10 protein-coding genes are annotated in these 10774 nt (G+C 73.0%); 7 read left to right on the top strand and 3 right to left on the bottom strand.

What is annotated here, in order from left to right; genetic code table 11:
• Positions 1-442, top strand: a 442-nt coding sequence (locus tag AB0B48_RS28880; protein WP_357206976.1) for a DUF2267 domain-containing protein, incomplete at its 5' end; no start/stop codon positions are given.
• Between the two features lie 34 nt (positions 443-476).
• Here the strand turns inward: AB0B48_RS28880 and AB0B48_RS28875 are convergent.
• Entirely contained in the window at positions 477-1955 is a 1479-nt protein-coding gene (locus AB0B48_RS28875; RefSeq protein WP_357206975.1) for a glutamate--cysteine ligase, read from the bottom strand.
• Between the two features lie 153 nt (positions 1956-2108).
• Here AB0B48_RS28875 and AB0B48_RS28870 point away from each other — a divergent pair, with 153 nt between their 5' ends.
• Complete coding sequence (locus AB0B48_RS28870) at positions 2109-2447, top strand: DUF3817 domain-containing protein (RefSeq protein ID WP_355008027.1); 339 nt, start codon at positions 2109-2111, stop codon at positions 2445-2447.
• Between the two features lie 65 nt (positions 2448-2512).
• Here the strand turns inward: AB0B48_RS28870 and AB0B48_RS28865 are convergent, their stop codons facing one another.
• Positions 2513-3061 carry a hypothetical protein gene (locus AB0B48_RS28865; RefSeq protein ID WP_357206973.1) on the bottom strand — a complete coding sequence of 183 codons (549 nt, stop codon included), beginning with the start codon at positions 3059-3061 and terminating at the stop codon, positions 2513-2515.
• Between the two features lie 142 nt (positions 3062-3203).
• On the opposite strand from AB0B48_RS28865, the gene AB0B48_RS28860 reads away from it, so the two are divergent.
• The 3 genes from AB0B48_RS28860 to AB0B48_RS28850 are packed head-to-tail and all read left to right on the top strand — an operon-like array spanning position 3204 to position 7213.
• Positions 3204-4328, top strand: a complete 1125-nt coding sequence (locus AB0B48_RS28860; RefSeq protein ID WP_357206971.1) for a Vms1/Ankzf1 family peptidyl-tRNA hydrolase — start codon at positions 3204-3206, stop codon at positions 4326-4328.
• Complete coding sequence (locus tag AB0B48_RS28855) at positions 4321-6075, top strand: thiamine pyrophosphate-binding protein (RefSeq protein ID WP_357206969.1); 1755 nt, start codon at positions 4321-4323, stop codon at positions 6073-6075. Before AB0B48_RS28860 ends, AB0B48_RS28855 begins: the two co-directional genes overlap by 8 nt.
• A gap of 49 nt (positions 6076-6124) precedes the next feature.
• Positions 6125-7213 carry an iron-containing redox enzyme family protein gene (locus AB0B48_RS28850; RefSeq protein ID WP_357206967.1) on the top strand — a complete coding sequence of 363 codons (1089 nt, stop codon included), beginning with the start codon at positions 6125-6127 and terminating at the stop codon, positions 7211-7213.
• A gap of 275 nt (positions 7214-7488) precedes the next feature.
• Here the strand turns inward: AB0B48_RS28850 and AB0B48_RS28845 are convergent, their stop codons facing one another.
• Positions 7489-7719, bottom strand: a complete 231-nt coding sequence (locus AB0B48_RS28845) for a CDGSH iron-sulfur domain-containing protein (protein WP_355007868.1) — start codon at positions 7717-7719, stop codon at positions 7489-7491.
• Positions 7720-7864: 145 nt separating this feature from the next.
• Between AB0B48_RS28845 and AB0B48_RS28840 the strand changes: the two genes are divergently transcribed.
• Positions 7865-9307, top strand: coding sequence for a hypothetical protein (locus tag AB0B48_RS28840; RefSeq protein WP_357206965.1), 1443 nt, complete (start codon positions 7865-7867; stop codon positions 9305-9307).
• 222 nt (positions 9308-9529) lie between these two features.
• Positions 9530-10678, top strand: coding sequence for a SigB/SigF/SigG family RNA polymerase sigma factor (locus tag AB0B48_RS28835; RefSeq protein ID WP_091408326.1), 1149 nt, complete (start codon positions 9530-9532; stop codon positions 10676-10678).
• Positions 10679-10774: the final 96 nt, after the last annotated feature.

Genomic DNA, 10774 nt, shown 5'->3' with positions numbered 1-10774 from the left:
CCGTTCGTCAACAGGCACGCCTGACGGCATGCCGACGAGACCGAAGGAGCGGGGCATGGAGTACGAGCAGATGATCGCCACGGTACGACAGCGCGCGGGCCTCGGTGAGAACGAGGCCGTGCGGTCCATACAGGCCGTCCTGTCGGTGCTCGGTGAACGGCTCGCCGGACAGGAGGCGGACAACCTGGCGGCGCAGCTACCGGACCGGCTGAACGGGTCCGTCACCCGCAACCCGCAGGGCCGCCCGTGGGACGTCGGCGAGTTCCTCAAGAACGTCGGGGATCGCGAGCAGGTCGCGAACGCGGACCAGGTGCGTCAACACGCCCAGGCGGTGCTGCGTACCGTCGCCGAGGCGCTCAACGACGACGAGCGACACGACCTGCTCGCCCAGCTTCCCGGCGGCATCATCGACCTCTTCGGTGTGCCCACCCCGCGAGGCTGAGCCCCGCGCTGATCGGGCCATCCGTCCGATGTGTTCACGGGATCGGCCACTCGTGCACCGGCCGGTTGCTGTGCATCAGGTCGACGTAGTGTCTGACCACCTCGCGCAGCGCCTCCGGCCGGTCCAGGTGGTCGGTCGACTCCAACCGGTGCAGCGTCTCCACCTGCCAGGTCGCGCCGTTGCGGCCAGTCAGGCAGCGCTGCTCGATGACGCCGAGCAACCGGTCACGCTCGGCCGGGTCGAGGCCCCACCGGTCCAGACCGTGATGCGCCATCGGCAGCAACCGGCGCAACACCAACTCGCTGACGGGCAGGTAACCGAGACCGGGCCAGAAGACCTGCGCGTCGATGCCGTGCCGGGCGCAGCTGGTGAAGTTCTCCTCGGCGGCGCTGAACGACATCTGCGACCACAGTGGCCGGTCCGACTCGGCGAGGGCGCGCACCAAACCGAAGTAGAAGGCGCCGTTGGCGATGGTGTCCAGCACGGTCGGGCCGGCGGGAAGCACCCGATTCTCCACCCGCAGGTGCGGCCGGCCCCGCGACACGTCGTACACCGGGCGGTTCCACCGGTACACGGTGCCGTTGTGCAGGCGCAGCTCGGCCAGCTTGGGCACCTCACCGGCCGCGAGGGCCTGCGCCGGGTCCTCCGGGTCGCAGACCGGCAGTAGCGCCGGGAAGTAGCGCACGTTCTCCTCGAACAGGTCGAACACGCTGGTGATCCAGCGTTCGCCGAACCAGACCCGGGGGCGTACCCCCTGGGCTTTGATCTCCTCCGACCGGGTGTCGGTGGCCTGCTGGAACAGCGGGATGCGGGTCTCGCGCCACAGCTCCCGGCCGAAGAACAGCGGCGAGTTCGCGCCGACCGCGACCTGGATGCCAGCCACCGCCTGGGCGGCGTTCCAGTAGTCGGCGAACTGGGCCGGGCTGACCTGGAGATGGAACTGGGTGCTGGTGCAGGCCGCCTCCGGGGTGATCGTGTCGGCGGTGACCGCCAACCGTTCCACCCCGCTGATGGCGATCGGCAGATCCTCACCGCGGGCCGCGAAGATCTGCTCGTTGAGCAACTTGTAGCGGGGGTTGGCCGACAGCGTCTCGGCGGTCAGGTGCTCGGGGCGCAGCGTCGGCAGGATGCCGATCATGACCATGTGCGCGCCGATCGCCCGGGCCTTCACCTCGGCGGCGTTGAGGCTGGCCCGCACGTACTCCTCGAAGTCGGCGGTGCCGGTGCCGGTCAGCCGGCGCGGCGGCACGTTGATCTCGACGTTGAACTGGCCCAGCTCGGTCTGGAAGCTCTCGTCGGCGATGGCCGCCAGCACGTCGGCGTTGCGCATCGTCGGATTCGACGTCTCGTCGACCAGGTTCAGCTCGATCTCCACGCCGGTCATCGGCCGGTCGAGGTCGAAGCGCGACTCGCGCAGCATCTCGGCGAAGACATCCAGGCAGCGGCGGACCTTGTCGCGGTATCGGGCTCGGTCCTCTCGACTGAAGGTTCGTACGCCGACGTCCTCGCCCATGGTCACCACCCTGTCACCGCTGGTCCCCCTAACCTCGCACGTTGTCGGCGGGCGGGGGAAGACCCGAGGACCCTTTCCTACCCAACTGCCAGCCCTGTTAGCCCAGCCAGAGCGGACCGATAGCATTGCGCCCCGAGAGGTGGTGGCGTGCGGATGCGCGAGAAGGTGACCCGGCTGTTCGTCGCGGCGGCGATCGCCGAGGCCTGCTCCTGGCTGGCCCTGCTGGTCGGCATGCTGGTCAAGTACGGTCCGCCGGACAACGAGCTGGGCGTCAAGATCTTTGGTCCGATCCACGGCGGCCTGTTCGTCGCGTACGTCCTGCTGGTGCTGGCAGTGGCCCGGCTGCACCGGTGGAGCCTGCTGGCCACGGCGGTGGCCCTGGCCAGCGCGGTGCCGCCGTTCGCCACCCTGGTCTTCGAGCGCTGGGCCCGCCGCCGGGGCATGCTCGGCGTCGACCGGCAACCGGCCCGCGAGCCCGCCCCGGTCGGCTGAGCCGCCGAACCGCCCGCGCACCCCGCTGAACTGCCCCGCCGACCCGCCGACCCGCCGGGGGCCGGTCAGGTCAGCGCGGAGCAGGCCGCTATGCCGGCCAGCAGCAGTGTGCCCAGGAACGCCTGCAACAGCAGTGGCGGCCCGAGATGCGACCAGAGCGTCGCCGTACGCGGGGTCAGCAACTGCCCGGTGGTGAGGTTGACGATCCGCTCGATCCGGGGCGGCAACTCCGGGTCGCGTTGCGGGCGCAGGGTGAGCTGCACCTGGTCGGCCGGGTGCAGGGCGCTCTGCGGCAGGTGCCCGTGCAGCTCCACCTCGCAGAGCTGGCCGGCGGTGTTGCGGAGCCGCACCGGCGTGACCAGGTATTCCGGGCCCTGCTTCAGCTCCTTCCAGCGACGACGGGTGCCACCACCGCCGAACGAGAAGAGCGAGCGCAGCAGCAGCGCGGGCAGCCGGGCGAAGGCCGCTGCGGCGAGCACCGCCACCAGCACCGGCTGACCGACGCGTACCTCACGGGTGTAGCCGTCGAGCAGGCGGATCAGCCGCCCGGTGACGATTCGTTCCGTCGGGTGCACGATCCGTCGCGTGTCGAGTCCGCTGTCCATTTCCACCACCGAGAGTCCGCATGTGTTCACAGATCGTATCGACGTCTTCGGTTGAACGACGTGAATGAAACCTGGTCACGGGCTCACGGCCGCGAGGTGACATCCCCCGCGACCCGGGTAAGCGGGGGGCCGAGCTGGAAAGGGGTCGAGCATGCAGCTGTCCTTCCTGCGCCCGCTCTACGACCGTCCCGGGCCGTGGTGCTCGGTGTATCTGGACGCCTCCGCGGACACGGAGGACGCCAAACCCGCACTGGATCTGCGCTGGCGTGCCCTGGAACGCAGCCTGGCCGAACAGGGGGCGGACGAGGCGAACATCGCCGCGCTGGACCGGGTGGTCCGAGGTCACGATCCGATGGTCGGGGACTACGGGCTGGCGGTCTTCGCCAGTCACGGCCAGGTGGTGCTCTCCGAGTACCTGTCCGCGCCGCCACTGCGGGACCTGGCCCACGTCGGCCCGTTGCCGCACGTGATGCCGCTGCTCGCGCAACGCGGCGAGCAGGTGGCCTGGGTACGTGTGGTCGCCGACCGGCTCGGCGCCGACGCGATGGCGGTCAGCGCCGGCGGGGTACCCCGACGAGCGCACGTCGCCGGCCGGGACGAGTATCCGCTGCGACGGGCGAAGCCCGGCGGCTGGTCCCAGTCGCGCTACCAGCGGGCGGCCATGGAGGCGTGGCACCAGAACGCCGGCGACGTCACCGCGGCCACCGTGCAGCTGGCCGACCGGGTCGGCGCGGACGTGGTGGTGGTCGCCGGTGACGTCCGGGCCACCGGAATGATCGCCGCCCAGATGCCGGAACGCTGGCAGGACCTGGTGGTCCGCACCGATGCCGGTTCGCGGGCCGGCGGCGCCGACCAGACGATGCTGGACGACCTCACGGTGCAGACCATCGCGGAGATCGCCGACCAGCGGATCAGCGCCGCGCTGGACAAGTTCGGCGTGCAGGAGGACGTGGGCGGCGGGCTCGACGCGGTCGTCTCGGCCCTGCAACGCAACCAGGTCGACATGATGATCATCGTGGACGACCCGTCGGCCAACGGTGAGTTGTGGATCGGCGCGGAACCCACCGAGATCGCCATCGACCCGGGGCAGCTGGCAGCCATGTCGGTGGCCGACCCGCAGCGGGTACGCGCCGACGCGGCGCTGGTCCGGGCGCTCGTCGGCACCGACGCGGCACTGACAGTGCTCGGCGCCGACGAGGCGCCCGACCTCACCGACGGCGTCGGAGCGGTACTGCGCTACGTCGACCCCGGCACACCGGGGCGCGGCAATGGTTGACCGAACGGTTGCGGACGTCCTGGTGGAGCGGCTGCTGGCCTGGCGGGTACCCCGCGCCTTCGGGTACCCGGGCGAGGCGATCGCTCCACTGGTCGACGCGCTGGACCGCACCGGCGGCGAGCCGGCGTTCATCCCGGCCCGGCACGAGGAGACCGCCTCGTTCATGGCCACCGGGCACGCCAAGTTCACCGGCGGCATCGGGGTCTGCCTCGCCACTCAGGGCCCCAGCGCCGTCCAGCTGCTCAACGGCCTCTACGACGCCAAGCTGGACAGCAAACCGGTGGTGGCCATCGTCGGGGAGGACATCTCCGGGCCGCTCGGCGGCGCGCACCAGGAGATCGGGCTGAGCCGGCTCTTCGGGGATGTGTGCAACCAGTTCGTCCGGTACGGCCGCAGCCCCGACGAGGTGGGGGCGCTGCTGGACCAGGCGTTCCGGACGGCGGCGGCGACCCGCAGCCCGACGTGCGTGGTGCTGCCCCGACAGTTGCAGGAGGCGCTGGTACCCGCCCTTCAGTCGTACAGCGCCGGGGTGATCACGGCGACCCCCGGCGAGCCGCTGGCCCGGGTCCTGCCGCACGAGGCGGACCTGGACGCCGCCGCGCAGCTGCTCGGCGGCGGCCAGCGGACCGCGATCCTGGTGGGCCAGGGTGGTCGGGACGCCGCCGCCGAGATCATCGAGATCGCCGACCGGCTGGGTGCCGGGGTGGCCACCTCGCTGCTCGGCAAGCCGGTGCTCGACGAGCGGTTGCCGTTCCACACCGGGGTGCTCGGCGAGGTCGGCACCCCGGCGGCGGCCGAGCTGATGGGTGGTTGCGACACGCTGCTGATGGTCGGCACCAACGACCCGTGGACCGACTACTTCCCGATGCCCGAGCAGGCGCGGACGGTGCAGATCGACATCGACGGTCGCCGGATCGGCACCCGGTACCCGGCCGACGTTCCGCTGGTCGGCGATGCCGCGGAGACGCTGCGGGCGCTGCTGAGCCGGTTGCGTGGCCGGTCCGAACAGCAGTGGCGCGCCACTGTGGAAAGTTCGGTGGACCGCTGGCGGGAGGTCGCGGCCGAGCGGGCCGCCGCCGCCGCGAACCCGGTCAATCCGCAGCTCGTCCTGCAGGAGCTGTCCGCCCGGATGCCCGGCACCGGCGCGGTCGCCGTCGACGTCGGCTCGGTCCTCTACTGGTACGCCCGCCACCTCACCCTGCCACCGGGGGTCAACGCGCAGCTGTGCGGAACCCTCGGCTCGATGGGCTGCGCGCTGCCGTACGCGGTGGCGGCCAAGCTCGCCGCGCCCGACCAACCGGTGGTCGCGCTGGTGGGTGACGGGGCGATGCAGCTCAACGGGCTCGCCGAACTGATCACCGTCTCGCACCTCTGGCAGCAGTGGCGCGACCCGCGGCTGGTCGTGCTGGTGCTCAACAACCGGGACCAGAACGGCATGGGTGGCGGGCGACAACCGTCGTCCGACCCCACCCACCGCCGCCCCGACGTGCCGTACGCCGGGTGGGCCCGGCTGCTGGGGCTGCACGGGGTGCGGGTGGACCGCCCGGAGCTGGTCGGCGCGGCCTGGGACGAGGCCCTCGCCGCCGACCGTCCCTGCGTACTGGAGGCGGTCGTCGACCCGGCGGTGTCGCTGGCACCGCCGGAGCCCGCCTTCGCCGACCTGCGCGGCCTGTACGCCGAGGGCGCCCCGGCCCGGAAAGTCCGTGAGCAGGTGGAGGTCACCACGAGCGCCGACGATCTCGTTTAGCCACCCCGGGCCAGGGCATGAGTAGCGGCCTGACGACGCTGGAGGTCCCATGTCCGAGCCCGCCGACCGCCGCTACGGTCCCGCGACACTGCCGAGGGCACGCGGCCCGCTCTCCGCAGCAGTCGTCGAGGCTCTGCGGCACCCGCCGCACGACCTGCCGGCCGATCTCGGCGTCGATCTCCACCCGGCGGACCCGATCACCGACGAGGACCTGCAGCTGACGCTGTTTCTCTGCTACGAGCTGCACTACCGGGGCTGGCTCGGGGTGGACGAGTCGTGGGAGTGGCAGCCGACGCTGCTGGCGCTGCGTGCCCGCTGCGAACGGGTCTTCGAGGCGGCGCTGCGTCGGCTGGCCGGCACGCCGTCGGTGCCCGCCGCCGGGGTGGCGGCCGGCCTGGCCGAGGTGGTCGCCGCCGACGACGGTCCGGCGTTGGCCGCGACACTGCAACGCCGCGCCGACCTCGCCCAGTTCCGCGAGTTCGTCGCCCACCGCTCTGTCTACCACCTGCGGGAGGCGGACCCGCACAGCTGGGCGCTGCCCCGCCTCGGTGGCCCGGCCAAGGCCGCGCTCGTGGAGATCCAGACCGACGAGTACGGCAACGGGCGGCTGGACCGGATGCACGCCGAGCTGTTCCGGAGCACCCTCGACCGACTGGGCCTGGACACGGCGTACGGCGCGCACATCGACGTGGCGCCGGCGGTGACGTTGGCGACCAACAACCTGATGTCGCTGTTCGGGCTGCACCGGCGGTTGCGCGGCGCGCTGCTCGGGCACCTGGCCGCGTTCGAGATGACCTCCTCGCTGCCCAACCGTCGCTACGGCAACGGGTTGCGCCGGCTCGGCTTCGACGAGGTGGCCACCCGCTTCTACGACGAGCACGTCGAGGCCGACGCGGTGCACGAGCAGATCGCCGCGCACGACATGTGCGGCGGACTGGTCCGCGTCGAGCCGGCCCTCGCCCGCGACGTGCTGTTCGGCGCGGCGGCCGGGCTCGCTGTGGACCGGCTGTTCGCCGGGCACCTGCTGGACAGCTGGGCCGCGGGCCGCAGCTCGCTGCGGACACCCGCCCCGCCGCCCCTGCCGCCCACGGTCTCGCTCGTCGCGTCGCCCGAGGTGGCCCCGCCCGCGTTCGTCTGACCCGAGGGGCTTGTCGCCTGGTGGGGGCGTGCCGCTCAGGGTGGGGGCGTGCCGCCCAGGGTGGGGGCGTGCCGCCCAGGGTGGGGGCGTGCCGCCCCGGTGGGACCTGCCGCCGGGTGGGGGACGTGCCGCCCCGGATCCGCCCTTTGCTCTGCACCCGCCCATGCACCGCACACGGTCCGTAACTGGCGCGTGGGCGGGTGCAGAGCAAAGGGGACGTGCCCCTGGTGCGGCCCCTCCGCGCCCTCTCGCCGCGTGACTCGGGGATGTGGCGGTCAGCCCTCGCGGGTGGTGCCGGCGCGGAAGTTGATCGCCTTGTGGGTGCCGTCGCAGAACGGCTTGAGCGCCGACTTGCCGCACCGGCACAACGCCACAGTGCCCCGCCGCGCGTCGATGCGCTCGCCGTTCGGGGTGACCAACGCGAAGTCGCCGCGGACCAGCAGCGGTCCGTCCTCGTACGGGGTGATCGTGGCGGCGGCTGGCTCGCTGGTGTCGTCGGTGCGCATGGCCCCGGAAGTGCCCGTCCTGGCCCTGGCGAAACCCGAGCCGCCGAACGCCGGTGATGACCGGGGCACCCCGCTGACCAGCGGAATGTGCCGCCGGGTGGGTGATGCCCCGTTTGAACCCCATCGGGACGGGAAGCCGGGCCGCGTGGTGAGCGAACGAGGCAAGGTGGGGCCGGTGCACAAGGTGCACAAGGGGCTCACGGCTGATGGCGCCGGTCTCGCCGGCGACCGGGTCGTGGCCGCGGGCAGCTCCGCCCGGGTGCTGGTCGCCGCCACCGCCCGTGCACTGCGCGGGGTCGACTGCGCCGACCTCGGGCACACCGGGCCGACATCGCGGTTCCCCGGCGCCCCCGAACCGGTACGCCGTGCCGCGGTCACCCGCGCCGCCGGCCGGGTCGCGCTCACCGTGGCCCAGATCGACGAGGTGGACGCCGCGAGGGTGGCCCGCTGGTTCGTCGACCAGTACCCCCGCCGCCGCTACCCGGGGGTGCTCATCGGCTCTCCGCACGGCGCTGCCGCGCACCTCGCGGTGGCCCTCGGGGTGCCGTGGCTGCCGGCGGGCTTCGAGATGACCGTGCACTGGTCCGACGGCGCGGTGGACCGCCCGGGGGACGCCGCGGAGCATGGCGCGGCACTCTCCGCCCGGTTGCTCGTCGGCAACGCCGACCTGCACCTGCGCCAGGTGCACTGCCCGGCCAGCCGCGGCGCGCTGACCGGGGCGACCGTGTCGCTGACCGCCACGTGGAGGGCCCTACCGGCCGCGTACGCGCGGTTCCTGGCCGACCGGCTGGTGCCGGGTGCCCCCGTGCTGCTGGTCCGCGACGCACGCACCTGGCCGGTGCTGGAGCGCGGACCGGGGCACAGCTTCCAGGTCGGCTGCCCGGGCAGTGGGCTGGACCCGGTGGACTTCCACCCGGACAGCCACGCGTTGCGGCAGGTGCTGCGCTCCGTCGGCGGGGACGCGACCCGCTGGGAGCCGCCGGAAGTGTCCGTGCCGTCGGCGTACGCCGAGCACGGCGTCGACTCGGGCTTCGAGCTGGCCGCGCGGGACTGGTCCACCCGGCACCAGCATCCGCTGCACCGGGTGTTGGTGCCCCGGCCGGCGGCACTGAGCGCGGGCGTGGCCGACCTCTACCGGCGGTGGCTGCGGCGCGCCGGCAAGACCGGTGACCGGTTGGTGGTGGAGTGCGGTCGACTGCTCGATCCGTGGCAGGTGGTGCGGGCGGGGCTGGTGCCGTACTGGTGTGAGAACGCCACCCGCCGCAGCGTCGACGAGGCCGAGTGGTGGCTGGCCGGCAGCGAGCCCTTCAGCTCGGTGGACGTGTTGCCGGAGCCGCCCGGGGTGCGCTCACCCGCGCTGGCAGGGCTGCCGCAGTGGCTGGCCGTCGCCGGGTTCGGCCGGCGGCGTCGGGCGCTGGACCGCACCACCGCCCGCGGGTACCCGGTCACCTCGGTGCCCACCCGCCGGGCCACCGAGGTGCTGCGCGCCCAGCCGTACGACCTGCCGGCGCCGCCCCCGCTGGGGGTCGCCGAGGCGCTGGCCGTGCTCCGCGACAGCGGCGGCCACCAGGGGTTGTTGGTCTCCTGAGACGGAGGACGCCGAAACTTCCTCGCGAACCCGGGGTCCCGTGATTGAGTACCTACGGAGCGGGAACATCGCTGGCTGCGACGGCCTGATTGCGCTGCGTAGAGGTGTTGTCGCCCGCTGGCATCCCAGTCACTGACCCACTTTCCGGCCCGGTGCGTGGCTCGACCACGCGCACGACCGGTTTCCCGATCCGGGCGGGGGACCTTCCTGAGGGAGGCGCGGATGTTCGGACAGACGAGCACGACCACGACCACGACCCCACCACCACCCAACGATCGGGGTCTGGAGGATCTCGACGCGGCGGCGATGGCGTACGCGGCCCGGATCGCCGGGCTGCCGCCGGAGCGGCGGGGGGAGGCCCGGGACGACCTGGTGCGCTTCGCGCTGCCGTTCGCCGGCCGGCTGGCCCGCCGGTACCGGGGGCGGGGGGAGCCGTTGGAGGACCTGGAGCAGGTGGCCCGGCTGGGCCTGGTCAACGCCGTCGACCGCTATGACCCCGAACGGGGCTCCTTCACCGCGTACGCCGCGATCACCATCGTGGGCGAGATCAAACGGCACTTCCGGGACCGTACCTGGGGCGTGCACGTGCCCCGCCGACTGCGGGACCTGATCCTCGAAGTGGGGCAGGCCACCGCTGCGCTCACCAGCGAGCTGTCCCGGGCCCCGTCCGTGGCCGAGCTGTCGGCCCGGTTGGAGACCCCGGAGGAGGAGATCCTCGCCGCCCTGGAGTCGGCCGCCGGCTACAGCCCGGCCTCGCTGAACGCCCCGGTGGGCGGGGAGAGCTCCGCCGAGTTCGGAGACCTGGTCGGCGAGTCCGACAACGCGTTGGAGTCGGTCGACGACCGGGTGACGGTGAGCGGTCTGCTGCACCGACTGCCCTGGCGTGAGCGACGGATCCTCGCGATGCGCTTCTACGGCAACCAGACCCAGGCCGAGATCGCCGCCCGGTTCGGCATCTCGCAGATGCACGTGTCCCGGTTGCTGTCGCGGGCGCTCACCTGGCTGCGTCAGGCGATGCTCGCCGACGCGCCGCCGCCATGGCAGAACGGCGCCGCCGAACCCGACCCGGGCAAGACCCGGATCTCGGTCAAGCAGAACGGCGACTCGGTGGTGGTCGAGGTCGGCGGCGAGATCGACCGCGACGGCGCGGACCAGCTGCGCCGGGCCATGCTGGAGGCGGTCACCGGCCAGCCCAGCGAGGTGGTCGTCGACCTCGTCGGCGCGGGTGGCTTCGACGCCGGTGGGATCGCCGCGCTGATGGCCGGTCGGGACGCGGCGGAGCGGACCGGGGTGCCGCTGCGGCTGACCCGGGTCCAGCCCGCGGTACGCCGTTCACTCACCGCCGCCGGCCTGGCGCCGGCCCGGGACTGACGCACACGGACAGGCGAAGGGCCGTGCCATGATGCTGCTGCGCGTCCGGTCCCTCGCCCTGGGCCGCTCCGGGGTCCGGCCGCTGGTCGCGGAAGC

Origin of the sequence: Micromonospora sp. NPDC049089, assembly GCF_040648775.1 — a bacterium.
In the GTDB taxonomy this organism is placed as follows: Bacteria; Actinomycetota; Actinomycetes; order Mycobacteriales; family Micromonosporaceae; genus Micromonospora.
The sequence above is the reverse complement of the archived record's forward strand: the minus strand, read 5'-3'. Positions and strand labels throughout refer to the sequence as shown.